Below are 22046 nucleotides of genomic sequence, written 5' to 3' on the forward strand. Positions count from 1 at the left end.
CAGAGACAAGGAGCACGTCGCCGATGAACCGCGATGACATCGATTGGGCCGGGTACTTCCCCGCCGTCGTCACCCCCTTCACCGAGTCGGGTGAACTCGACACCGACACGTTGGCCGCGTTGATCGACCAGTACGCCGAGCGTGGCATGCACGGGGCGGTCGTGAACGGCACCTGCGGCGAGTGGTTCTCGCAGACCGTGGAGGAGCGCAAGGCAGTGGCCGAGACGGCGGTCGCCGCCGCGCGAGGCCGACTCCGGGTCCTCGTCGGATGCACGTCCAACCGGGCCGAACACGTCCGCGACCTCGCGGACCACGCGATGGGAGCCGGCGCCGACGGGGTGCTGGCGTCCGCGCCGCCGTACATCAAGCTGTTTCCGAACGAGGTGGTGGCCTGGTACGAGGAGATCAGCGAGCTCGTCAAAGCGCCACTTGTCGTCTACAACTGGCCGCACGGCACGGGCGTCGACATCGGGAGCGACCTCGCCGACCGGCTGGCCGACATCGACTCGGTGGTCGCGATCAAGGACAGCACCCCGGACGCCGACCAGTTCTTCGAGACCTCTCGCCGGGTGCGAGACCGGGTGCGGGTGTTCGGACCGTACATGTCGGCCCGTGGGGTCGACGTCCTGCTCAGCGAGGGTGGCGACGGCTTCGTCGGCGGCGGATCGCTGAACGGCCGGCCGGACGCGCAGTTCTGGGAGCACTACTGGGCCGGCGAGACGGAACCGATGCGGGCGTATGCAGCCAAGGCCGACGCGCTCTTCCCGAAGCTGTGGCTGCCCGGCGGATGGGCGGGGATCTACGGCTCGTACCAGGCACAGCTCAAGGAGCTCATGCGCATGCTCGACCAGCCAGCCGGTCACGTCCGCAGACCCCGCCTGCCGATCACGGACCCCGACAGCCTGGCCGCACTGCGGGCGGTGTTGGTCGAGGAGGGGCTGCTCGATCCCGCCGCACTGCCCGCATGACCGGCAAGCGGCTCCGCGGGCACGGCCTCGAGCGGGGGACCCGGGTCGACTTCACCATCGACGGGCAGGCCGCCCGGGCGTACGAGGGTGAGTCCGTGTCGGCCGCCGTCATGGCGGCACGCGATCTCGGTCTGCGCCGGACCGAGCACGATCAGCCGCGGGGGTACTTCTGCGGTATGGGCGTGTGTTTCGAGTGCGTGATGGTGGTCGACGGAGTCCCGAACACGCGGAGCTGTGTGACCTGGGTCAGCGAGGGCATGGTCGTCGAGCATCAGGACGGTGCAGGACCGGCCGGAGCACGCGACGCGCCGTCCCACTGAGCCTGGCGCCGGAACAGGAGAGGCGGTCCCCGTCGGGGACCGCCTCTCCTCATGTCCGGGCCGACCTCGGCCGGTGGCTCAGGGGATGCTCTCGATGTACTTCGCCCGGTTGTACTGCCAGGCCCACGGCAGCTCGCCCTGCAACGCCGCTGCGGCGCGGAGGGGGAAGGTGGGCTCCCGGAGGAACTGGCGGGCCACGTAGACGACGTCCGCGTCCCCGGAGGTGATGGCCGACTCGGCGTGCTCGGGCGTGGTGATGAGGCCGGCCACGCCCACCGGCGCGTCGATGTTCGCCCGGACGTGCCGCGAGAGCGGCTGCTGGTAGCCGGGACTGGCGTTGATGTGCTGGCGCGGGTCGTTGCCACCGGAGGAGACGCTCACGAGATCGACGGGAGGCAGGAGACCGATGGTGCGGACCGTGTCCTCCTCGGTGACACCGCCCGGCACCCAGTCGGTCGCGGAGACCCGCAGCACGAGCGGCATCCCGGACGGCAGCTCGGCCCGGACCGCCGCGATCACCTCACCGAGCAGACGGGCGCGCCCCTCGGCGTCACCGCCGTACTCGTCCGTGCGCTCGTTCGACAGGGGCGAGAGGAACTGGCCGAGCAGGTAGCCGTGCGCGGCGTGCACCTCGACGAGGTCGAAGCCGGCGGCGACGGAGCGTCGGGCGGCCGCGGCGTAGTCGTCGACGACCTGACGGATCCCGTCGAGGTCGAGGGCGGTCGGTGCCGTGAAGTCGCCGTAGGCGAGCGCCGAGGGGCCGACCGTCCGCCAGCCGCCCTCCGCCTCCGGCACCGAACCACGGCCCCGGGTGGGCGGCCACGTCGACGCCTTCCGGCCGGCGTGCGACAGCTGGATCCCGATCGCCGAGTCCATCCCGTGGACGAAGTCGACCGGGCGCTTCCACGCCTCGGCCTGCTCGTCGTTCCAGATCCCGGCGTCGTCCGGGGTGATCCGGCCTTCGGGCGAGACGGCGGTCGCCTCGGTCATGATGAGCCCGGCGCGGCCGATGGCGAAGGAGCCGAGGTGGACGAGGTGCCAATTGCTCGGCATGCCGTCGACGGACGAGTACATGCACATGGGGGCGACCCAGAGGCGGTGGGGGAGGGTGAGGCCGTTGATGGTGATCGGCTCGAACAGGCGTGGGGTGGCGCGGGGCATGGTGCTCCTCGGGGAGGGGACGGATGTGCGGAACGGACGGGGCGGGTCAACCGCGACGAGGGGTCGTCGCGGCGACCGGCTACTCGTAGGACTTGCGGCGGTTGAGCAGCGCGATGTCGGCGCTGATCTTCGAGGTCGCGGCGAGCAGCTGGGGGAGGTACTCCTCGAGCAACTGGTCCACCGAGACGCGGGAGGTCGACACCGAGATGTTGACCGCGTTCACGAAGCGGCCGTCGGTGCCGACGACCGGAGCGGCGATCGACCTGGCACCCAGGTCGACCTCCTGGTTGTTGAGGGACCAGCCCTGCTCACGCACCTCGGCGATCGCGTCGCGGAGGACGTGTTCGTCGGTGATGGTGGCGGGGGAGAGCTTCTCACGGGCGTAGGTGGCGAAGTAGGCGTCGAGCTGGGACGGGGTGAACTCGGACAGGAGCACCCGGCCGGTCGAGGTGCAGAAGGCCGGCAGGCGCCGACCGATACCGAGCCGCATGGGCATGATCGTCTCGGCCGCCGCCCGCGCCACGTAGACGACGTCACCGTCGTCGTACTCGCAGGCGGACACCGACTCACCGATCCGGCCGGACAGACGTCGCAGGTGGTCCTGGGTGATGTCGATGCTCGTCGACGAGGACAGGAACGCGTAGCCGAGGTCGAGCACGCGCGGCCGCAGGTAGAAGCGGTTCTGCCGACTGCCGACGTAGCCGAGCGTCTCGAGGGTCAGGAGCGCCCGGCGTACCGACGCGCGGCTGAGATGCGTGATCTTCGCGACGTCCGCGAGCGAGAGCAGGTCCCGTTCATCGGAGAACGCCCGGATGACGGCGAGTCCCCGATCGAGGGACTGGATGAACTCGCTGGACTTGCGCTCGTTCTCGACATCGGTCATCGTTGCATCCCCTACCGGACCTGGAGTAATGGTAAACACTACCAATCCGGCCATTCGCGGGTAAGGCGCGGAGTCATGCGACGCCCTCGATGCAGATGTACTTCATCTCGGTGTACTCGTCGATGCCGTGCAGGGAGCCCTCTCGACCGATGCCGGACTGCTTCACGCCTCCGAACGGAGCGCCTTCGTAGGAGATGAGGCCGGTGTTCACGCCGACGACGCCCACCTCGAGCGCTTCGGCGACCCGGGTGACCCGACCGATGTCCCGACTGAAGAAGTATCCGGCGAGGCCGAACTCGGTGTCGTTCGCGAGCGCGATCGCCTCCGCTTCGGTGCTGAACCGGAAGATCGGGGCGACCGGGCCGAAGGTCTCCTCCGAGGCGATCAGCATCGACGGAGTCGCACCGACGAGCACCGTCGGGGTGAAGAAGGTTCCGCCTTGCTCCGTCACATCGCCACCGTGGGCGACGGTCGCGCCGTGCTGCACGGCGTCGTCGATGTGCGAGCGGACCTTCGCGAGGGCCGACTGCGAGATGAGCGGACCTTGCGTGACGCCGGGCTCGCGGCCGTCGCCGACGCGGAGTGCCGCGACCGCCTTGGTGAAGGCCTCGACGAACGCGTCGTGGATGCCGTCCTGCACGAGAATGCGGTTCGCGCACACACAGGTCTGGCCCGCGTTGCGGAACTTCGAGTCCATCGCCCCCTTGACCGCCGTGTCGAGGTCGGCGTCGTCGAAGACGATGAGCGGCGCGTTGCCGCCGAGCTCCAGGGCGAGGTGCTTGAGGGTGTCGGCCGACTGGGCCATCAGCGTCCGGCCGACCTCGGTCGAGCCGGTGAAGCTGATGGTGCGGACGACCTCGCTCGCGGTGAGGACCGCGCCGATCTCCGCACCGGAGCCGTTCACGACACTGAGGACGCCGGCGGGGACACCGGCGCGCTCTGCGAGGGCGACGAGGGCGAAGGCCGACAGCGGGGTCTCGCCGGCGGGCTTGATGATCATGGTGCAGCCTGCGGCCAGCGCCGGGGAGGCCTTCCGCAGGATCATCGCGCTCGGGAAGTTCCAGGGTGTGATCGCGGCCGTGACCCCGACCGGGTTCCGGGTGGTGAGCATCCGGCGGTTGGGGTTGTTGGTGGGGATGACCTCGCCGTAGAGGCGCTTGGCCTCCTCGGCGAACCACTCGATGAAGCCGGCGCCGTAGAGGATCTCGCCGCGGGCCTCGGCGAGAGGCTTGCCCTGCTCCCAGGTGAGGATCTCGGCCAGTTCGTCGACGTGCTCGACCACGAGGTCGTACCAGCGGCGCAGGATGCGGGACCGTTCGGGGGCCGGCACCTTCGACCAGGTGGCGAAGGCCTCCGCCGCCGCATCGATCGCCTCGGTGACGTCGTCCGCGGTGGCGACGGCGACCGACACGATCTCCTCTCCCGTCGCCGGGTCGGTGACGGGTCTCCGCTCACCTCCGGAGCCGTCTCGCCACCGCCCACCGAAGTGGAGCTGGGTGCGCAGGAGGTCGCCCTCCAAGAGCTGCTGTCGGGTCATGCCCATGGTCTTCCTCGACTTTCCGGCGAAAAACACGAATCCGTTTGAACCTCGTCCAGCATACGGGGTAATGTGCGAAATGCGACCATTAGTGCGCGATGCGAACGAACGAAGGGGTTACATGACCATCGAAGACCTCGACCGGAACTTCCTGTTCCACCCGATGACCAACCTGGCTGCCCACGATCGGAACGGCCCCCACATGACGATCGTCCAGGGTCGCGGGGCCACGGTCACGGACAACACGGGACGCGACTACCTCGACGCCATGGCGGGCCTCTGGTGCGTCAACGTCGGCTACTCCCACCCGGACATGGCGGAGGCGATCCACGCCCAGGCGCTGCGTCTGCCGTACTTCCACGCCTTCTCCTCAATGGGCACAGAGCTCCCGGCGATGCTCTCCCAGCGCCTCATCGAGATGGCTCCCGTCCCGATGAGCAAGGTCTTCTACGGCAACTCGGGCTCGGACGCGAACGACACCCAGGCCAAGCTCGTCTGGTATTACAACAACGTCCTCGGCCGTCCGCAGAAGAAGAAGATCATCGCGCGCCGACGCGGCTACCACGGTGTCACCGTGCTCTCCGGTGGCCTGACCGGACTCCAGAACCTGCACGACGGCTTCGACCTGCCGCTGCCGATGATCCGCCACGTCCGACCGCCGCACCGCCTGTGGGAGCGGGAGCCCGGACAGACGGACGACGACTTCGCCACCCAACTCGCGCTCGAACTCGACCGGTTCATCGTGAACGAGGGCCCCGACACGGTCGCCGCGTTCATCGCCGAGCCGGTCATGGCCGCGGGTGGGGTGATCGTCCCGCCGGAGACCTACTTCCCGAAGATCCAGGAGGTCCTCGACCGCTACGACGTGCTCCTCATCGCCGATGAGGTCGTCAACGGGTTCGGTCGGCTCGGTGTCCCCTTCGGGAGCCAGGCGGTCGGGATGCGGCCCGACCTCATGACCGTGGCGAAGGGCATCACCTCGGCGTACGTGCCGCTCTCGGCCGTCCTTGTGAACGACCGCGTCTGGAAGGTCCTCCTCGACGGCTCCGCGAAGTACGGCAGCTTCGGTCACGGGTACACCTACTCCGCCCACCCCCTGGCGGCGGCCGCGGCGATGGCCAACCTGGACATCATCGAGCGCGAAGGGCTGATCGACGAGGTCGCGCGGAAGGGCGCCGTCTTCCAGGAGATGCTGCGCTCGGAGTTCGGAGACCACCCGAACGTCGCTGAGGTCCGCGGTCGTGGGCTCATGGCGGCCGTCGAGTTCGTCGAGTCGCGCGAGCCCCTGCGGCCCTTCGCGGCACAGGGTGCGTTCGCGACGGCGGTGACGCGTGCCTCGCTCGACCAGGGCGTCATCACCCGCGCACTGCCGGCGGCCGACACGGTCTCGTTCTCCCCGCCGTTCGTGACGACCGACGACGAACTCGCGCGCATGGTCCAGGGCGTCCGAGCGGCACTCGACGTCGCCGTCGGCGAGCTGCGGAGCGCCTGACGACATGTCCGTCCCCGTTGGTGTCCTCGTCAACCCGATCGCGGGCTTCGGCGGCCCTCGTGGGCTGCACGGCACCGACGGGCTGACGGACGAGCAGTACGCCGTGGCCGTCTCGGAGGGACGCTCGACCGAGCGTCTCCTCCGGGCGGTCAGGCACCTGCGTGCCGCGACCGACGTCGAGCTGATCGCGGCGGCGGGTGTGCTCGGGTCCGACGCGCTCACGCGGGCGGACATCCCGCATCGGACGGTGGGTGCGGAGCCCGCGCGCCGGACGACCGGTGTCGACTCCATCGCCGCGGTTCAGTCCCTGCAACGGGCCGGAGCTCGTGCCGTCCTCTTCGCCGGCGGTGACGGCACGGCGCTCGACCTCGCCAGCGCACTGGGGCCGGAGGTGCCGATGATCGGTGTACCGGCCGGGGTCAAGATGCACTCCGAAGCGTTCGCGCGATCGCCGGAGGGCGCCGGTCGGCTCGCGGCGCAGTACGTGTCCGGGAACGCGACCCTCGTCTGGGCGGAGGTGCTCGACGTCGACGACGAGGGCGTCTCCCGCCCGATGGCGGTGGTCCGCGTCCCCCGGGGCGGAGAGCCGCTCCAACGCGCGAAGTCGATGACGCCGGCGTCGGCGGGTCGAGCCGCGGTCGCGCAGGATGTCGTGGACGGCGCGGACCCCGGCAGCACCTGGATCATCGGGCCGGGGACCGGTGCGGGAGCGGTGGCCGAGGCGCTCGGTTTCACGGCGACACTTCGCGGCGTCGACCTCCGGCACGCCTCGGGGGAGGTCGAGCTCGACGTCGACGAGTCCCGACTGCTCCACGTCGCCCGGACCGTCCCCGGCACCCGCATCGTCCTCGGGGTCGTCGGCGGCCAGGGGTTCCTCCTGGGGCGCGGCAATCAGCAGCTGAGCCGTGCCGTCGTGGACGCCGTCGGAGCCGAGCACGTCGACATCGTCGCGACCACCGAGAAGGTCGGCGCGCTCCTGCCTCCCGTCCTCTACGTCGACGACGACGGCGCAGGCGGGACACACCCGCTCCTCGGATACCGGCGCGTGCGCGTCGGCCGACGCGAGAGCACCGTCATGCGGGTCCTCGACGCCGCGGCCGAGACCCTCCCGACCACTTCGATCCCGGCGCGCCGCTGACGACCGCCACCACCCGAACCAGACCGACGACCGATGGAACAGGAGACCACCGTGACCCGTGAGGCACACCCGTACATGGCCAACTCGGCAGCCGAGAGCCGACAGGCGCTCCTCGACGCCGTGGGGGTCGAGGACCCCGACGAACTGTTCGCACAGATTCCCGCCCACCACCGCTCGGACGACCGCATCGAGCACCGCCCCGGCATCCGCTCCGAGTACGAGCTGCGGCGGCTCCTGGAGGACCGTCTCCGCGGTGGTGTCTCCACCGAGAGCCACATCTCCTTCCTCGGCGGCGGATACTGGAACCACTACGTCCCGGCGCTGTGTGACGAGATCGCCGCACGACCGGAGATCTCCACCTCCGTCTGGGGCACCCCGAGCTCGGACCACGGACGCAACCAGGCCTGGTTCGAGTTCACCTCGCAGCTGGGCGCGCTCCTCGAGCTCGAGTTCGTCGGTCTCCCCGTCTACAGCTGGGGATGCGCAGCCGGACACGCCCTCCGCATGGCGGCCCGGCTGACCGGTCGCTCCGTCGTCGTCGTGCCGGCCAACCTCGACCGTGAGCGCCGACTCGTGATCGAGACCTACTGCGGCTCGCGCGAACTCGGCGGAGCTCTCGAGCTCCGGACCGTACCGGTCGACGCCGCCACCGGGGCGATCGCGCCGGACGCGCTGCAGGCCGTCCTCGACGAGGGCGTCGCCGCGGTCTACGTCGAGACGCCGAACTCGTGGGGCGTCGTGGAGGACGGTATCGCCGGGCTCATCGAGCGCACGCACGCGGTCGGTGCCGAGGCGATCGTCGGGGTCGACCCGATCTCGCTCGGCGTGCTCGCTCCGCCCGTCCGGTTCGGGGCGGACATCGTCGTCGGCTCCCTGCAGCCGCTCGGCGTGCACCTGAACGCCGGTGGCGGCGTCGGTGGATTCATCGCCTCGCGCGACGAGGAGCGCTACGCCCGCGAGTTCCCGACGCTGCAGGTCAGCCTCTCGCCCACCATCGCCGACGGTGAGCGGGCGTTCGGGATGACCCTCTTCGGGCAGAGCTCCTACGGTTCCCGCGAACTCGGCAACGACTGGACCGGCAACTCGGTCTACCTGTGGGCCGTGCGAGCCGCCGTGTACCTGTCGCTCATGGGACCGCAGGGTATGCGCGAGCTGGCCGAGACGGTCGGTGCGAACGCACGTGCGACCGCAGGGCTGCTCGCCGCCGTTCCCGGAGTGACGGTCCGGAACGCCGATCGGATCTTCAAGGAGTTCGTGGTCGACTTCTCGGCCACCGGACGGTCGGTGGACGAGATCAACCGGGCGCTGCTCGAGCGGGGCATCCTGGGCGGTCACGATTTGAGCGGTGAAGCGGACGGGGTCGACGGCTGCGCACTCTACTGCGTCACCGAGACCACGACCGAGGACGATGTACGCGCCCTCGTCGGCGCCCTGACGGAGGTGCTCGCATGAACCGGGAAGGTGATCGGATGAGCCAGGAGACCACCCGTTCGAGTCGGGTCCGCCGCTACCACGCCGCGTCGTGGGACGAGGGCGTGGTGTACGAGCTCGGTGCACCGGGACGGCGCGGCGTCATTCCGCCGACGTCGTGGGCGCCGGCCGACGACGGCCCGACGTTCGCCGAGGGGCTGCGCCGCGACGGCGTCGCCGACCTCCCCGAGCTGGCGGAGTACGAGGTGCGCCGACACTTCACCCACCTCGCGCAGCAGACGCTCGGGATGATGGGCATCAGCCTCTTCGGCACCTGCACGATGAAGCACAGCCCGACGGTGAACGAACAGCTCGCCGCGCGACCCGAGGTCGCCGCCGTGCACCCGCGGCAGGACGCCTCGACGATGCAGGGACTGCTGGGTATCGTGCACGACCTGGAAGCCGAGCTCTGCAACCTCTCCGGGATGTCTGCGTTCAGCTTCCAGCCCGGTGGCGGGGCCGACGCGGCGTACCTGAACATGGTCATCACGCGGGCCCACTTCGAGGCGAAGGGTGAGCTGGGGCAGCGCCGTCAGGTCATCACCACGGCCCAGGCGCACCCGTGCAACCCGGCTACGGCGAAGGCCGCGGGTTTCGAGGTCGTGACCCTGCCGGTGGAGGAGGACGGCTACCCCTCGCTGGAGGCCTTCCGGTCGGTCATCGGCCCGCAGACCGCTGCGATCGTGCTGAACAACCCCGACGACATGGGGGTCTACAACCCGTTCATCACCGAGGTCATCGACGCGGTCCACGCCGAAGGTGGCCTGGCCTTCTACGACAGTGCCAACTTCAACGGCGTCATGACGAGGCTGCGCGCACGGGACCTGGGTTTCGACGCGTGCATGTACATGCTGCACAAGACCTTCGGGGCACCGAAGGGCGGGAACGGGCCGTCGGTGGGTGCCTACGGGTGTTCGGATGAGCTGGCACCGTTCCTGCCCGGCCCGCGGGTCGAACGCCACGACGACGCCTGTGTGTTCATCGAGCCCGAGCAGAGCGTCGGTCGCGTCCGCGAGTTCTTCGGCAACGTCCCACAGCTCCTCAAGGCGTACTCGTGGACCCGGGCCATGGGCACCGACGGACTGCGCGAGGCGGCCGACCTCTCGGTCCTCGCGAACAACTACATGGAGCACCGGCTCATGGCGATCCCCGGCGTGACCATGTCGTTCGCGGGGAAGGCGCTGCCCCGGCTCGAGATGACCCGGTACTCCCTCGAGGAGTACGCGGCCGAGACCGGGCTGTCGACCGTGGACGTGCAGAACCGGATGACGGACTTCGGCATCGACGCCTACTGGCTCGCGCATGAACCGTGGATCGTACCGGAGCCGTTCACCCCGGAGGCCGGCGAGATGTGGTCGAAGGAGGACCTCGACGAGTGGATCGACGTCCTCGAGCACGTCCTCGAGGAGGGCCGGAACGACCCGGAACTCGTCCGGACGGCACCGCATCGTCAGGTCGTCGCCCAGATCGACGGTTCCGGGCTGGACGACCCCGAGCGGTGGGCCACGACCTGGGCCGCCTATCGGCGCAAGCATGCCACGTCGTGACGCCGCATCGGACCACCGACGGACACTGAGGAAGGAACACGCGTGATCGACAAACGAGTCGCCTCGACGGCGGACGCCGTCGAGGGTGTCCGTGACGGGGACACGGTGATGATCGGCGGCTTCGGCCGCGCGGGACAACCGGTCGAACTCATCGACGCGCTCATCGAGCAGGGCGCGTCCGAGCTGACCATCGTCAACAACAACGCGGGGAACGGCGACCACGGCCTGGCCGCCCTGCTCGACCGCGGACGGGTGCGGAAGATCATCTGCTCCTTCCCACGACAGAGCGACTCCTGGGTCTTCGACCGGCTGTACCGGGCGGGCGAGCTCGAACTCGAGCTCGTCCCGCAGGGCAACCTCGCAGAACGCATCCGCGCCGCCGGTGCCGGCATCGGCGGCTTCTACACCCCGACCGGGGTTGGCACGACGCTGGCCGAGGGGAAGGAGACCCGCGAATTCGACGGGCGGACCCATGCGCTGGAACTCCCCATCCACGCGGACTTCGCCCTCGTGAGCGCCTACCGCGCCGACCGCTGGGGCAACCTCGTCTACCGCGAGACCGCTCGCAACTTCGGTCCGATCATGTGCACCGCCGCGCGGACGACGGTCGTCCAGGTCGACGCCGTGGTGGAGCTCGGCGACCTCGACCCGGAGGCCGTCGTCACGCCGGGCCTCTTCGTGGACCGGGTCGTCGAGACCGGTGAGCGCCGCTGGTTGCGCGACGGCGCCTTCGTCGGCGGGGTCGACCTCGCCGGTAGCCCGCTGGTGCCCGACGAACCGTCCGACGAGGAGGACGCCGCATGACCACCCGCATCGACCGGAACGCGCTCGCCGCGCGCATCGCTGCCGACATCGAGGACGGTGCGATCGTCAACCTCGGCATCGGAGCGCCGACGCTCGTCGCCGAGCACCTGCCGGAGGGCGCGGAGATCATCCTCCACACGGAGAACGGGATGCTCGGCATGGGGGCCGCACCCCGCCCCGGCGCGCTCGACCCGGACCTCATCAACGCCGGCAAGCAGGCCGTCACCACGGTGGCGGGCGCCTCGTTCTTCCATCACGCCGACTCCTTCGCCATGATGCGCGGCGGGCACCTCGACCTCTGCGTCCTCGGCGCCTACCAGGTGAGTCAGGAGGGCGACCTCGCCAACTGGTCCACCGGTGGCGAGGGTTCCATCCCCTCGGTGGGTGGGGCGATGGACCTCGCCATCGGGGCGAAGCGGGTCGTCGTCATGACCGACCTGCTGACCCGGTCCGGCGAGTCGAAACTCGTCGCCGAGTGCGCCTACCCGCTCACCGGGGTCGGCTGTGTGTCGCGGGTCTACACCGACCACGCCGTGTTCGACGTCACACCGGAGGGGTTCGCGGTGGTGGAGACGTTCGGAGACACGACCGTCGACGAGCTGCGGGCCCTCACCGGGCTCGCGTTGACCGATGCGACCACCGGTACCGCGCCCGCGGCCGAGCAGACCCTGGAACGGAGTGCAGGATGACCGAGACCTACCTCTACGACGCGGTCAGGACACCGTTCGGGCGGTCCGGGGGAGCGCTCGCTGGTGTCCGACCCGACGATCTGGCCGCCGTGGTGCTCCGCGCGATCGTCGACCGGACCGGACTCGACCCGGCTCGCATCGACGACGTCGTGCTCGGGGACGCGAACCAGGCGGGTGAGGACAACCGGGACGTCGCGCGGTTCGCCGCCCTGCTCGCCGGGTTCCCGACCTCGGTGACCGGTGTGACCGTCAACCGGCTCTGCGCCTCCTCGATGGACGCTGTCATCCAGGGGTCACGGGCGATCGCTGCCGGCGACGCCGACATCGTGCTGGCCGGCGGCGTCGAGTCTATGAGTCGTGCGCCCTACGTGCTCGAGAAGTCGGCCAGGGGTTTCCCCAGCATCGGCAATCCGACGCTCTGGAACACCTCGATCGGCTGGCGGATGGTGAACCCCGCGTTGCCCGAGGCGTGGACGATCTCGAACGGTGAGGCCGCGGAGAAGGTTGCACAGGAGCGCGGTGTCACGCGGGAGCAGCAGGACGCCTATGCGGTCCGTTCGCACCGGCTGGCTGCGGCCGCCTGGGCCGACGGGGTCTTCGACGGCGAGGTGGTCCCGGTCCCCGGGGTCGAGCTCGGGCGGGACGAGGGGATCCGCGACGACACGACGGTGGAGCGGCTCGCGGGGCTCCGTCCACTGTTCCCCCGTGACGGCCACGGCACCGTGACCGCGGGCAACTCCTCCTCCATCAACGACGGCGCCTCGGCCGTGTTGCTCGCCAGAGAAGGCGCCGTCGACGGCGAACCGCTCGCCCGGATCGCCGGACGAGCGGCGCACGGCGTCGATCCGGACGACTTCCCGATCGCGCCCGTGGAGGCCGCGAACAAGGCCCTCGCCCGGGCGGGGCGTCATTGGTCCGACGTCGACGTCGTCGAGCTGAACGAGGCGTTCGCCTCCCAGACCCTCGCCTGCCTCGCGGGATGGCCGGACCTCGATCCCGAGCGGCTCAACCCGCGCGGTGGTGCACTCGCCATCGGTCATCCCCTGGGGGCGTCCGGTGGCCGGGTGATCGGGCGGGCCGCGCACGAGCTCGTGCGGCGTGGCGGCGGGGTCGCCGTGGCGACGGTGTGCATCGGTGTCGGTCAGGCACTGGCGGTGGTCCTCGAGCGCTGAGTGCCTGCCCGATCAGCGGATGTAGGAGGCGCCGTTCAGGTCGAGCGTGGCCCCGGTGAGGCTCGGTGTACGGTCGGTCGCGAGGAAGGCGGCCAGCTCGGCGATCTCCGCGGCGGCGACGTGGCGTCCCATCGTCAGGCCCTCGGCGACGGAGCTCTGCTGCTCGGTGGAGAGCCCCTGCGTCCCCATGCCGGTGTCGACGACGCCGGGCGCGATCGTGTACACGCGGACCCCGCGGCGTGCGACGTCGCGGGCGAGCGTCTGGGCGAAGTTGCGGACGGCGGCCTTCGACGCGGCGTACGCGGACGCCTCGGGGAGACGCGAGCCCTGCTCGGCGGCCCAGCTGGAGATGACGATGATGGAGCCGCCAGAGCGTTCGGCGAGGTCGTGGGCCGCCTGGCGCATGAGGGCGGCCGGGGCGACGGCGTTGACCGTCATCGACGCCTCCCACCCGTCGTCCCATTCCGCTACCGGCCCCTGCAGTGGTGTCCGCATCATGACCGCCGCGTTGAGCACGACCGTGTCGACGGGCCGGATCGCGTTCGCCCGATCCCACAGCTCCCGAGCCGATGCGCCGGAGGTGATGTCCGCCTCGAGCAGGGCGTGGCGGTCCGGGGCCGCGGCTTCCAGGACGGCGCGTGCTTCGGCCGCGCGACTGCGATAGGTGCCGACGACGAAGGCGCCTTCGCGGCCGAGGACCTTGGCGAGGGCCGAACCGATGCCGCCGGACACCCCGGTGACGAGCACCGAACGCCCGGCGAGCGACGGGGTCGGACCGCCGTTCACGACACTCACAGCAGGCCCCCGTCGACGGGGATCAGCTGTCCGGTGATGGCCGCTGCCTGGGCGGACGAGAGGAACAGGGCGGTGTCGGCGACGTCGCCCGGTGTCGCGAGTCGGCGGAGGGCGGTCTGCCGGGCGGCGGCCTCCAGCGCCTCCCCGAGGGCCGGACCGCCGCGCCCTGCGCGGTCGCTCATGCGGCCGCGCAGGGCGTCGGTCGCCACGGGGCCCGGGGCGACGGCGTTCACCCGGATGCCGCGCGGGCCGAGCGACATCGCCATCGAGCGCACGGCGCCCAGGACGGCGTGTTTGCTCGCGGCGTAGGCGAGGAGGTTGGGGTCGCCGCGCCAGGAGTTCAGCGAGCCGATCGCGACGATGGACGAGCCGTGCGGCATCGACTCGGCGACGGACTTGACCGTCACGACGAAGCCGCGCACGTTCACGGCCATCGTCTGGTCGAACATGTCGAGGTCGACGTCGGCCGGTCGGTGCCAGGGCGGCACGATGCCGGCGGCGGCGATCACGCCGTCGAAGGGTCCGTGTTCGGCCTGTGTCGAACGCATCGCCTCGACGACGGCCGGCTCGTCCGTCACGTCCAGCTGCCGGGAGGGCCACGGCGCATCGTCCGCCGCCGCGGCCAGGTCGACGATGACGCCGTCCGCCCCGCCGGCCGACAGTCGGGCCACGATCTCGGCACCGATCCCCTGGGCGCCTCCGGTGACGAGGAACCGTCGCCCGGAGAACCCGCTCGAAGACGCTGTCTGTCCACTGCCCACGGTGTCGCTCCTCATCGTGTCGATCGCCGCCTCAACCGTACGTCAAGCGAACGTTTGTCCGCAAGGCGAACGCGGGGTGAACCGTGCCGTCGAGGTGCACACTGGGGTGATGACAAACGCCCGTGTCGTCTCGGTCAGCAGCGACGATGAGCACCGTTTCTCCAAGCCGCGACGTGACGCGATCACGCTCGTCGCCGGGCTGGGCGTCGAGGGGGACGCGCATTTCGGTGCGACGGTGCAGCATCGGTCCCGCGTGAGACGAGACCCCTCGCAGCCCAACCTCCGGCAGGTCCACCTCATCCACCGGGAGCTGTTCGCGGAGGTGGACGCCGACCTCACCCCGGGTGAGCTGGGCGAGAACATCACCACCGAAGGACTGGACCTGCTCGACCTCCCCGCGGGTGCCGTGCTCCGACTCGGAACCGATGCCGTCGTCGAGGTGACGGGGCTGCGGAACCCGTGTGTGCAGATCGACCGCTTCGAACCCGGGCTGCTCAAGCAGGTCGTCGGCACGGACGCGGAGGGTCGCACCGTCCGCAAGACGGGAGTCATGGGTGTGGTGCTCGTCGGCGGTGTCGTGCAGCCCGGTGACCCGATCACCGTGGAGCTGCCGGACGGAGCCCGCGAACCGCTCGCGCCGGTGTAGGGCAGTAGGTCCGCGGTAGCGCGATGCGACGGCGCGTGCGGTTCCCGCCTACCGGAGCGCCAGCCGCGTCTGCGTGTGGGTCGCGCCTCCGTCGTTCTTCATGCTGCGCAGGAGGCGGTCGAGCGCGCTGGTGCCGGCGACGCGGATGTGGACGAGGTAGTCGTAGGCGCCGGTGACGTGCACCGCGTCCCGGATCTCGGGGATCCGACGGGTCCACTCCAGGAACTCCTCCGACTTGCGCGCAGGGTCGAGTCGGACGTCGATGAACGCCTCCAGGCCGTCCTCGGCGACCGGGGCATCGGAGCCGAGGATCGCGCGGTACCCGGTGATGACACCACTGTGCTCCAGGCGACGGACGCGGGCCGCGGTCGCATTCGTGCTCAAGCCGATCCGGCGACCGAGCTCGCTGAACGATATCCGCCCATCGGCCCGCAGCACATCGATGATTTCACTGTCGAGAGCATCCACGCGACACAGTATGCCGTCTCACTGCCGGAACGCACTGTCGCGGCAGTCGTGCTGCACCAGAGTCGTCGGCATGGATGTCCTCCTCGCCCTCCTCGCCGGTTCCGTCGCCGGCCTCGCTCTGGCCGCTCCGCTCGGGGCGATCGGGATCCTGCTCCTCCAGGAGGGTGTCACGCGGGGGCTGCGCCGTGGGCTCGCAGCTGCCGCAGCCGTGGCGACGGTGGACGTGTCGTATTGCACGGCAGCCGTCGCCGCCGGTGTGCTCGCCGGTCCCGTCGTGAGCGGCTGGACTCCGTGGCCGCAGCTCCTCGGTGGTGTCGCCGTCATCGCGCTCGGAGCCCTCGGGCTCCTGCAGGGCCTGCGTGCGACGTCGTCAGGAGGAGTGCGGTCGACGGGGCGCACGGGCACGTCGCGTCAGCGCTACCTGCTCTTCCTGGGCCTGACGGCGATCAACCCGGCCACCCTGGTGTACTTCGCGGCGATCCTGACCGGCCTGAACGGGTTCACGGAGTCAGGGCCGACGGCGGTCGCCTTCATCGGAGGCGTCGGGCTCGCGTCCTTCGGCTGGCAGGCGCTGCTGGTCGCGCTCGGAGCCGGGCTCCGGCGGAGGACTGGCGCGTCCTTTCGGAGGTGGACAGCCATCGTCGGCAACGGCTTGATCGTCGCATTCGGTGTCGCCCTCATCGTCCAGGCGGTGTGAAGATGTGAGGCCGATGGTCTGGGGGCGTCGGCGCCGTCAGTCCTCCGTCGTGGACCGGGGCTCCTCGTCCAGTGACCGGAGGTACTCGGCGTTGCCTCGCAGGGCCGGCTTGTAACGCGTGAGCTCAGCCGCGTCTACGTGCTCGGCCAGGAGTTCGAGGAGGCTCGACAGCGCGGCGTTCGACCGTCCGGCGGCATGGAGGGTGAGGGCTTCGAATGCTCCGAGCGCGACTGACTCCGGGAACTCGGCACGCGCCCGTGCGAAGACCTCCAGCGACTCATCGATCCGGTCGAGGTTGCGGAGGGTGCTTCCGTACTGCAGGTAGCAACGGCGACGGATGTCTCCCGCCAGGCCGCTCTCCATGGCCCGCTCGTAGAGGTCGAGTGCTCTCTCCTCCTCGCCCGCGGTGTCGTAGGCGCCACCGAGCTCGTAGAGGACTCTCGGGTGGTGAGGGTGCTCGTCGTAGATGGGCAGCAGTGCTTCGATGGTCGGACCCATGTCAGCCCGGTCGCCAGCCGCGAAGATGCTGTCGAGCTGTGCGTCGAGCGTGTGCGTCATGGTCGATTCTCCGGGAGCGATCGGGCTGGATTCGGTGGAGACAGGCTATCGGGCGTGCCGAGCTGGACCCTCGGCTTCAGGAGCGCTCGTCGTGAGACGGCGATTCCCAGCGGACCTCGCCGTCCTCGATGGTCGATGTCGGACGGAGGCCCTGGCGGTGCGCCACCCGCTGCGACGCTGTGTGCTCCGGATGGATGTGGGCGGTGAGCCGGGTGACCCCGTGAGCGTGCAGCCAATCGATCAAGGCGGCCGTCGCCTCGGAGGCGAAGCCTTGGCGTTGGTGGGCTGGATCGATGACCCACGCGATCTCGGCCAGAATGTCCTGGCTCTGGGATTCCACGGTGGCCTGGACGAACCCGATGGGCGCGCCGGTGTCGTGCCGCCGCGCGATCCAGTTGAACCAGCCTTGCGACTCGTCGGCCGGCCCGCGGATCTGGGAGGCGTATCGAGTGGAAAGTGTGTCGAGCGTCGGCGGCTCTCCGCCGGTGAACGTGTACAGGGTGGGGTCGGAGAGGACGTCGACCATCGACGGAGCATGCTCGAGTGACAACGGCTCCAGCGTGAGGCGGTCGGACACCAGTGGTTCGATCGCGGGCCATGGCATGCATCGAGCATGGCACTCATCGCACGGGCTCGCTCCGACCGCGAGAGTGTTCGCGAGCGAGTGGTGCACGCTCCCGGCCGCATTCTGTACACCTGTCCAGAACAGGAGTATGGTGACTCGCATGAGCGCCGCGGCCGGATCGAATGCAGAGCTTCGGCGCGGCCTCCAGGAGTCGCTCGACCCGCGGGTCGCTCGAACCCGCACGGGAATCGCGGCGGCGGTGCACGCCCTCTCGGACGCCGACGAGGAGCTCAGTGTGGCGGCCATTGCACGCGCCGCCGGCATCAGCCGGGCCAGCTTCTACGCGCACTACGCCAGTCTCGACGAACTCGCCGACAGCCTCCGGCGAGACGCGTTCCTGGCGATCGCCGACCTCTACCAGCACGATGAGCGACCCGACGCCATGCGTGCCGCTCAGGACCGTCTGGTCGCCCACTTCGCCGCGAACCGTGCCTTGTATGCGGCGGTCGGTGCGCTCCCGGTCACGAAGGAGGGGTATCTCGCGGGCGTGCGCGCCATGGCGGCCGTGATCGAGGAAGCGCTGCTCGAACATCCGGCGCGACCAGCCGAGCTCGTTCCCGAGGCCACCGCACGGTACATCGCCGGCGCCGCGTACGGACTGCTCGACGCCTGGATCGCGGACGAGATCGACCTCGACGAGCAGGCGCTGGCCGACCATCTGACCCGCCTCCTCCCGGTCTGGTTCAGCGGCACCCACTGACATCGAACAACGGCCCAGGCCACGACGCCTCAGCTCCACCCGAAGAAAGGAACACCCATGAAAGCCACCCTGGTCCGCGAGATCGGCGCAGGATTCGTCACCGAGGACGTCGAACTCGCCGAGCCGATCGGCAGGGAGGTGCTCGTCGATGTACGGGCCTCCGGACTCTGCCACACCGACCTGACCTACTCCCGCAACGACATGGGCACCCCGCTTCCGATGCTCCTCGGTCACGAGGTCGCCGGCGTGGTCAGCGCGGTCGGTCCCGGCGTCACCGAGTTCGCCGTCGGCGACCATGTCGTCGGCTGTCTGGTGCAGTCGTGCGGCAGGTGCGAGGCATGCCTCACCGGTCGCACCTTCCAGTGCGAGCACCCCGAGGCGACGCTTCGGGGCGAGGACGAGCCCGCCCGTGTCGTCGACGCTCACGGACACCACGTCGAGCAGGTCTTCGGTCTCGGTGGATTCGCCCAGCGGGCGCTGATCCACGAGAACCAGCTGGTCAAGGTCAGTGACGCCATCCCGTTCGCCCAGGCGGCGCTGCTCGGCTGCGGCGTCGTGACCGGCGCCGGGGCGGTCATCAACACGTCGAACACGCAGGCGGGAGACGCGGTCGTGATCATCGGTGCCGGCGGTGTGGGCTTGAACGCCATCAACGGTGCCGTCGTCGCCGGAGCCACGACGATCATCGCGGTGGACGTGTCCGACGACAAGCTCGAGAAGGCCAAGCGTTTCGGCGCCACCCACACCGTCAACTCGACGAAGGTCGACCCGATCGCCGAGGTCCTGTCCATCACCGGGCGGGGCGCCGATGCGGCCTTCGACTTCGTCGGGATCCCCGCCGTCACCGCCTCCGGTCTCGAGATGATCCGGCCCGGCGGTGGTCTCTACCTGATCGGCATCATCGACCCCTCGGCGACACTGCCCCTCCTCACGATCGGCCTCATCGGCACGCAGAAGCGCATCCAGGGCGTCTACATGGGTTCGACGACGCCGAAGCACGACATCCCGTTGTACGCCGACCTCTACCTGCAGGGCCGGTTCAACCTCGACGACCTGATGTCGCGTGAGATCGCCCTCGACGGCGTCGGCGCGGGCTACGAGCTGCTGAAGGATCCCGACGTGACGCGAGTCGTGATCACCTCCGGCCTCAGCTGAGGAGCGAGCCGGGCCCGAGCGCCCCGCCGACCGTGTTCCGGCTCGGCCTCAGTCGGCGTTCCCGACGGAGACGGTCGACATCGCAGCGTCGAGACAGCTCCCGAACGGTTCCGTGCGGTCGGAGGCGAACCACGCGTGGCGGGCAGCCTGCATGCACGCGAACGCGGCACCGACGATCGCGCCCGGTCGTGGATCCGCCGGATCGTCGTCGCGGGTGTCCAGCCGCGCAGCGACCCTGCCGATGAGGAGCTGCTGAATGCGCTCCATCTTCTCCAGGTAGCGTGCGTACAACTGGGGCGTGCTCCGGACGATCTCCTCCATCGCATCGTTCCTGGCGCGCTGGTGGTCGTCCTGGACGTAGTCGAGGGTGATGTCGAAGACCCGGCGCAGCGACTCCCAGACCGGCTCCTCGGCAGGTCGGGCGTCCAGTGCCTCGGCCATCCGGTCGCCGAAGAGGTCGTACTTCCCGATGACCAGGTCGTCCTTCGACGGGAAGTACCGGAAGAAGGTCCGTTTCGACATCCCGGCGGCGGCCGCGATCTGGTCCACCGTGGTGCCGTCGTAGCCCTGGGCGACGAACAGGTCCTGCGCCACCGACGTGAGCTCAGTCTGGGCGAGTCGGCGGGTGCGCTCCCTGATCGGCATGGGGGAGGTGTCGGGCATGCACTCATCATATCCCCAGGATGCAAAGTTGACACCTGGTGACAATTTAGGCATATAGTTTCCAGCGGGTGTCACCGTGACGCACACAACGGAGGAGAGCATCATGAGCAAGGTTTGGTTCGTCACCGGTTCATCGAAGGGCTTCGGCCGCGAGTTCGTCCTCGCCGCGCTGGGACGGGGCGACAAGGTCGCCGCCACCGCTCGCAACACCGACACGCTGCAGGACCTGGTCGAGCAGTACGGCGACGCCGTCCTTCCGCTGCAGCTCGACGTCACCGACCGCGAGCAGGTGTTCGCGGCGGTCAAGACCGCGCACGACACCTTCGGCCGGCTCGACGTCGTGATCAACAACGCCGGCTACGGACTGTTCGGCGCGGTGGAGGAGATCACCGAGCATCAGCTGCGCGACCAGCTCGACACCAACCTGTTCGGCGTCTTCAGCGTCACCCAGGCGGTCCTGCCGATCATGCGTGAGCAGGGCTCGGGGCACATCATCCAGATCTCCACCATCGGCGGCATCGCGGCCTTCCCGACGCTCGGTGGCTACCACGCGTCGAAGTGGGCGCTCGAGGGGCTCACCGAGTCGCTCGCGCAGGAGGTCGCCGGGTTCGGCGTCAAGGTCACCCTCGTCGAGCCCGGCGGGTTCGACACCGACTGGAGCAGCGCATCGGCGGTCGTCGCCGACGCCCAGCCGCAGTACCAGAGCCTGCACGACGCGATGCAGGCCCGCACCGGCGGAGAGCAGCCGAAGCCCGTCGGGTTCGGGTCCGCGATCCTCAAGGTCGTCGATGCCGAGCAGGCCCCACTGCGGGTCTTCTTCGGTGAGCAGCCCACCCAGATCGCCCCGCACATCTACCAGCAGCGCCTCGCCGAGTGGGCCGAGTGGGCGCCGGTCTCCCGCGAAGCGGAAGGCAAGTAGGAAGCGCCGTAGGCGAAAGCGCGCGAAACGCTCCCGAACATCGCGTTCGGGAGCGTTTCGCGCGCTCTCGGGCCTGAACGAGCGCGCCCCGACCCGACGGCGGCTCGCGGGAGGAGGTCTCGTCGGCGGTGGAGACAGCGGGGTTCAGACCGCGAAGTCGCTCGGCCACCCGTGGTCGGCGAGCGACCGGCGGACCCGCTCCACATCCTCGTCACTCGGCAGCTCTACGGTGACCCGGGCGATCGCGGTGGCGACGTCGACCCGACTGAGCGACGCGTCACCCTCCGCGGCGAGGCGCGCGCCCACCTCGGCGACCTCGGCGTCGCTCAACCGTCGACGGAGGAGCGCCACCAGCGGGACGAAGTCCTGCTCGGGTAATCCTGCGGGGTACCCGGCTCGAAGCCAACGCACGATGCGGGCGACCAGCCCCTGGCGCTCCTCGTGCAACGGGGTGCGCCCCTGCCCGCCGACGTGGGTGTCGTCGGCCGCCACGGCACGGATGTCGTCCGGACTGCCGAGTGGCCAGCCCGCGCTCGCGAGCCGGGCGGAGACCCGGACGAGGTCCTCCGGGAGCGCCGGTCCGAGGAGGAGCTGTTCGACGCGCGCCCGCAGACGATCGTGGCCGACCGGCTCGCCGGCGGCATCGGCGTGCTCCGCCTCGACGAGCAGGCTCGCGACGACCTCGTCCAGCTCCTCGGGGGTGAGGCTCCGTCGGAGGATGCCGAGCAACGGCACGTAGTCGTGCTCGGGCACGCCCGTCGGGTATCCGGCGCGGAGCCACCCGACGACGCGCGCCACCACCCCGGACCCGCTGCCGGTGGCCGGTGCGCGGGTCGCGTCGACTCCGATCGCGTCTGCGCCGTCCTCGTTCGACATCC

General features: G+C 70.0%; 24 protein-coding genes. 14 read left to right on the plus strand and 10 right to left on the minus strand.

Annotation, left to right across the window (positions count from 1 at the left end):
• Positions 1–23: 23 nt before the first annotated feature.
• Positions 24–968, plus strand: a complete 945-nt coding sequence (locus QRN19_RS17885; protein WP_285028574.1) for a dihydrodipicolinate synthase family protein — start codon at positions 24–26, stop codon at positions 966–968.
• The gene (locus QRN19_RS17890) at positions 965–1288 is read left to right on the plus strand and encodes a (2Fe-2S)-binding protein (RefSeq protein ID WP_285028575.1); all 324 of its coding nucleotides are present in this window, start codon (positions 965–967) and stop codon (positions 1286–1288) included. Before QRN19_RS17885 ends, QRN19_RS17890 begins: the two co-directional genes overlap by 4 nt.
• A gap of 78 nt (positions 1289–1366) precedes the next feature.
• Here the strand turns inward: QRN19_RS17890 and QRN19_RS17895 are convergent, their stop codons facing one another.
• The 3 genes from QRN19_RS17895 to QRN19_RS17905 all read right to left on the minus strand — a co-directional run bounded on the left by QRN19_RS17895 (position 1367) and on the right by QRN19_RS17905 (position 4869).
• Positions 1367–2449, minus strand: coding sequence for an NADH:flavin oxidoreductase/NADH oxidase (locus QRN19_RS17895; protein ID WP_285028576.1), 1083 nt, complete (start codon positions 2447–2449; stop codon positions 1367–1369).
• 79 nt (positions 2450–2528) lie between these two features.
• Positions 2529–3332: an IclR family transcriptional regulator domain-containing protein gene (locus QRN19_RS17900; RefSeq protein WP_285028577.1), complete on the minus strand. Its 804-nt coding sequence runs from the start codon at positions 3330–3332 to the stop codon at positions 2529–2531.
• 73 nt (positions 3333–3405) lie between these two features.
• Positions 3406–4869 carry an NAD-dependent succinate-semialdehyde dehydrogenase gene (locus QRN19_RS17905; protein WP_285028578.1) on the minus strand — a complete coding sequence of 488 codons (1464 nt, stop codon included), beginning with the start codon at positions 4867–4869 and terminating at the stop codon, positions 3406–3408.
• A gap of 121 nt (positions 4870–4990) precedes the next feature.
• On the opposite strand from QRN19_RS17905, the gene QRN19_RS17910 reads away from it, so the two are divergent.
• The 7 genes from QRN19_RS17910 to QRN19_RS17940 are packed head-to-tail and all read left to right on the plus strand — an operon-like array spanning position 4991 to position 13181.
• On the plus strand, positions 4991–6361 hold the full coding sequence (locus QRN19_RS17910; RefSeq protein WP_285028579.1) for an aminotransferase: 1371 nt from the start codon (positions 4991–4993) through the stop codon (positions 6359–6361).
• Between the two features lie 4 nt (positions 6362–6365).
• Positions 6366–7499 carry an ATP-NAD kinase family protein gene (locus QRN19_RS17915; RefSeq protein ID WP_285028580.1) on the plus strand — a complete coding sequence of 378 codons (1134 nt, stop codon included), beginning with the start codon at positions 6366–6368 and terminating at the stop codon, positions 7497–7499.
• A 51-nt stretch (positions 7500–7550) separates the two neighbouring features.
• Positions 7551–8951: an aminomethyl-transferring glycine dehydrogenase subunit GcvPA gene (gcvPA, locus tag QRN19_RS17920; protein WP_285028581.1), complete on the plus strand. Its 1401-nt coding sequence runs from the start codon at positions 7551–7553 to the stop codon at positions 8949–8951.
• 17 nt (positions 8952–8968) lie between these two features.
• The gene (gene gcvPB / locus QRN19_RS17925; RefSeq protein ID WP_285028582.1) at positions 8969–10516 is read left to right on the plus strand and encodes an aminomethyl-transferring glycine dehydrogenase subunit GcvPB; all 1548 of its coding nucleotides are present in this window, start codon (positions 8969–8971) and stop codon (positions 10514–10516) included.
• 42 nt (positions 10517–10558) lie between these two features.
• The gene (locus tag QRN19_RS17930) at positions 10559–11320 is read left to right on the plus strand and encodes a 3-oxoacid CoA-transferase subunit A (RefSeq protein ID WP_285028583.1); all 762 of its coding nucleotides are present in this window, start codon (positions 10559–10561) and stop codon (positions 11318–11320) included.
• Complete coding sequence (locus tag QRN19_RS17935) at positions 11317–12009, plus strand: 3-oxoacid CoA-transferase subunit B (protein WP_285028584.1); 693 nt, start codon at positions 11317–11319, stop codon at positions 12007–12009. Before QRN19_RS17930 ends, QRN19_RS17935 begins: the two co-directional genes overlap by 4 nt.
• Complete coding sequence (locus QRN19_RS17940; protein ID WP_285028585.1) at positions 12006–13181, plus strand: thiolase family protein; 1176 nt, start codon at positions 12006–12008, stop codon at positions 13179–13181. Before QRN19_RS17935 ends, QRN19_RS17940 begins: the two co-directional genes overlap by 4 nt.
• A 12-nt stretch (positions 13182–13193) precedes the next feature.
• Here QRN19_RS17940 and QRN19_RS17945 read toward each other — a convergent pair whose 3' ends face one another.
• A complete protein-coding gene (locus QRN19_RS17945) occupies positions 13194–13976 on the minus strand; it encodes an SDR family NAD(P)-dependent oxidoreductase (RefSeq protein WP_285028586.1) in 783 nt (260 codons plus the stop codon).
• The gene (locus QRN19_RS17950) at positions 13973–14737 is read right to left on the minus strand and encodes an SDR family NAD(P)-dependent oxidoreductase (RefSeq protein WP_285028587.1); all 765 of its coding nucleotides are present in this window, start codon (positions 14735–14737) and stop codon (positions 13973–13975) included. The genes QRN19_RS17945 and QRN19_RS17950 overlap by 4 nt, the downstream gene beginning before the upstream one ends.
• A gap of 109 nt (positions 14738–14846) precedes the next feature.
• Between QRN19_RS17950 and QRN19_RS17955 the strand changes: the two genes are divergently transcribed.
• A complete protein-coding gene (locus tag QRN19_RS17955) occupies positions 14847–15383 on the plus strand; it encodes an MOSC domain-containing protein (protein WP_085512137.1) in 537 nt (178 codons plus the stop codon).
• A 48-nt stretch (positions 15384–15431) separates the two neighbouring features.
• Here QRN19_RS17955 and QRN19_RS17960 read toward each other — a convergent pair whose 3' ends face one another.
• Positions 15432–15851: an Lrp/AsnC family transcriptional regulator gene (locus QRN19_RS17960; protein ID WP_285028588.1), complete on the minus strand. Its 420-nt coding sequence runs from the start codon at positions 15849–15851 to the stop codon at positions 15432–15434.
• 70 nt (positions 15852–15921) lie between these two features.
• Between QRN19_RS17960 and QRN19_RS17965 the strand changes: the two genes are divergently transcribed.
• A complete protein-coding gene (locus QRN19_RS17965; protein WP_285028589.1) occupies positions 15922–16548 on the plus strand; it encodes a LysE family transporter in 627 nt (208 codons plus the stop codon).
• A 36-nt stretch (positions 16549–16584) separates the two neighbouring features.
• On the opposite strand, the gene QRN19_RS17970 is transcribed toward QRN19_RS17965, so the two are convergent.
• Both QRN19_RS17970 and QRN19_RS17975 read right to left on the minus strand, forming a co-directional pair.
• Positions 16585–17106, minus strand: coding sequence for a tetratricopeptide repeat protein (locus QRN19_RS17970; RefSeq protein WP_285028590.1), 522 nt, complete (start codon positions 17104–17106; stop codon positions 16585–16587).
• Between the two features lie 76 nt (positions 17107–17182).
• Positions 17183–17710: a GNAT family N-acetyltransferase gene (locus tag QRN19_RS17975; protein ID WP_285028591.1), complete on the minus strand. Its 528-nt coding sequence runs from the start codon at positions 17708–17710 to the stop codon at positions 17183–17185.
• Positions 17711–17831: 121 nt separating this feature from the next.
• Here QRN19_RS17975 and QRN19_RS17980 point away from each other — a divergent pair, with 121 nt between their 5' ends.
• Both QRN19_RS17980 and QRN19_RS17985 read left to right on the plus strand, forming a co-directional pair.
• Positions 17832–18431 (plus strand): TetR/AcrR family transcriptional regulator, encoded by a 600-nt coding sequence (locus QRN19_RS17980; protein ID WP_285028593.1) that lies wholly within the window; start codon positions 17832–17834, stop codon positions 18429–18431.
• Between the two features lie 57 nt (positions 18432–18488).
• Positions 18489–19586 (plus strand): zinc-binding dehydrogenase, encoded by a 1098-nt coding sequence (locus tag QRN19_RS17985; RefSeq protein WP_285028594.1) that lies wholly within the window; start codon positions 18489–18491, stop codon positions 19584–19586.
• A gap of 48 nt (positions 19587–19634) precedes the next feature.
• Here the strand turns inward: QRN19_RS17985 and QRN19_RS17990 are convergent, their stop codons facing one another.
• Positions 19635–20249 carry a TetR family transcriptional regulator gene (locus tag QRN19_RS17990; protein ID WP_285028595.1) on the minus strand — a complete coding sequence of 205 codons (615 nt, stop codon included), beginning with the start codon at positions 20247–20249 and terminating at the stop codon, positions 19635–19637.
• Between the two features lie 103 nt (positions 20250–20352).
• Between QRN19_RS17990 and QRN19_RS17995 the strand changes: the two genes are divergently transcribed.
• Positions 20353–21168, plus strand: coding sequence for an SDR family oxidoreductase (locus QRN19_RS17995; protein WP_285028596.1), 816 nt, complete (start codon positions 20353–20355; stop codon positions 21166–21168).
• 144 nt (positions 21169–21312) lie between these two features.
• Here QRN19_RS17995 and QRN19_RS18000 read toward each other — a convergent pair whose 3' ends face one another.
• Positions 21313–22044: a DUF3349 domain-containing protein gene (locus QRN19_RS18000; RefSeq protein WP_285028597.1), complete on the minus strand. Its 732-nt coding sequence runs from the start codon at positions 22042–22044 to the stop codon at positions 21313–21315.
• Positions 22045–22046 lie beyond the last annotated feature (2 nt).

Source organism: Plantibacter sp. ME-Dv--P-122b (assembly GCF_030209375.1).
GTDB lineage: Bacteria > Actinomycetota > Actinomycetes > Actinomycetales > Microbacteriaceae > Plantibacter.

Excerpts from the sequence above, each read along its gene's own strand:
- QRN19_RS17940 (WP_285028585.1), top strand. The coding sequence starts at position 12,006 with ATGACCGAGACCTACCTCTACGACGCGGTCAGGACACCGTTCGGGCGG.
- QRN19_RS17990 (WP_285028595.1), bottom strand. The coding sequence starts at position 20,249 with ATGCCCGACACCTCCCCCATGCCGATCAGGGAGCGCACCCGCCGACTC.
- QRN19_RS17905 (WP_285028578.1), bottom strand. The coding sequence starts at position 4,869 with ATGACCCGACAGCAGCTCTTGGAGGGCGACCTCCTGCGCACCCAGCTC.
- QRN19_RS17955 (WP_085512137.1), top strand. The coding sequence starts at position 14,847 with ATGACAAACGCCCGTGTCGTCTCGGTCAGCAGCGACGATGAGCACCGT.
- QRN19_RS17910 (WP_285028579.1), top strand. The coding sequence starts at position 4,991 with ATGACCATCGAAGACCTCGACCGGAACTTCCTGTTCCACCCGATGACC.
- QRN19_RS17885 (WP_285028574.1), top strand. The coding sequence starts at position 24 with ATGAACCGCGATGACATCGATTGGGCCGGGTACTTCCCCGCCGTCGTC.
- QRN19_RS17935 (WP_285028584.1), top strand. The coding sequence starts at position 11,317 with ATGACCACCCGCATCGACCGGAACGCGCTCGCCGCGCGCATCGCTGCC.
- QRN19_RS17965 (WP_285028589.1), top strand. The coding sequence starts at position 15,922 with ATGGATGTCCTCCTCGCCCTCCTCGCCGGTTCCGTCGCCGGCCTCGCT.
- QRN19_RS17895 (WP_285028576.1), bottom strand. The coding sequence starts at position 2,449 with ATGCCCCGCGCCACCCCACGCCTGTTCGAGCCGATCACCATCAACGGC.
- QRN19_RS17970 (WP_285028590.1), bottom strand. The coding sequence starts at position 17,106 with ATGACGCACACGCTCGACGCACAGCTCGACAGCATCTTCGCGGCTGGC.
- gcvPB (WP_285028582.1), top strand. The coding sequence starts at position 8,969 with ATGAGCCAGGAGACCACCCGTTCGAGTCGGGTCCGCCGCTACCACGCC.
- QRN19_RS17975 (WP_285028591.1), bottom strand. The coding sequence starts at position 17,710 with ATGCCATGGCCCGCGATCGAACCACTGGTGTCCGACCGCCTCACGCTG.
- QRN19_RS17900 (WP_285028577.1), bottom strand. The coding sequence starts at position 3,332 with ATGACCGATGTCGAGAACGAGCGCAAGTCCAGCGAGTTCATCCAGTCC.
- QRN19_RS17980 (WP_285028593.1), top strand. The coding sequence starts at position 17,832 with ATGAGCGCCGCGGCCGGATCGAATGCAGAGCTTCGGCGCGGCCTCCAG.
- QRN19_RS17995 (WP_285028596.1), top strand. The coding sequence starts at position 20,353 with ATGAGCAAGGTTTGGTTCGTCACCGGTTCATCGAAGGGCTTCGGCCGC.
- QRN19_RS17985 (WP_285028594.1), top strand. The coding sequence starts at position 18,489 with ATGAAAGCCACCCTGGTCCGCGAGATCGGCGCAGGATTCGTCACCGAG.
- QRN19_RS17915 (WP_285028580.1), top strand. The coding sequence starts at position 6,366 with ATGTCCGTCCCCGTTGGTGTCCTCGTCAACCCGATCGCGGGCTTCGGC.
- QRN19_RS18000 (WP_285028597.1), bottom strand. The coding sequence starts at position 22,044 with ATGTCGAACGAGGACGGCGCAGACGCGATCGGAGTCGACGCGACCCGC.
- QRN19_RS17890 (WP_285028575.1), top strand. The coding sequence starts at position 965 with ATGACCGGCAAGCGGCTCCGCGGGCACGGCCTCGAGCGGGGGACCCGG.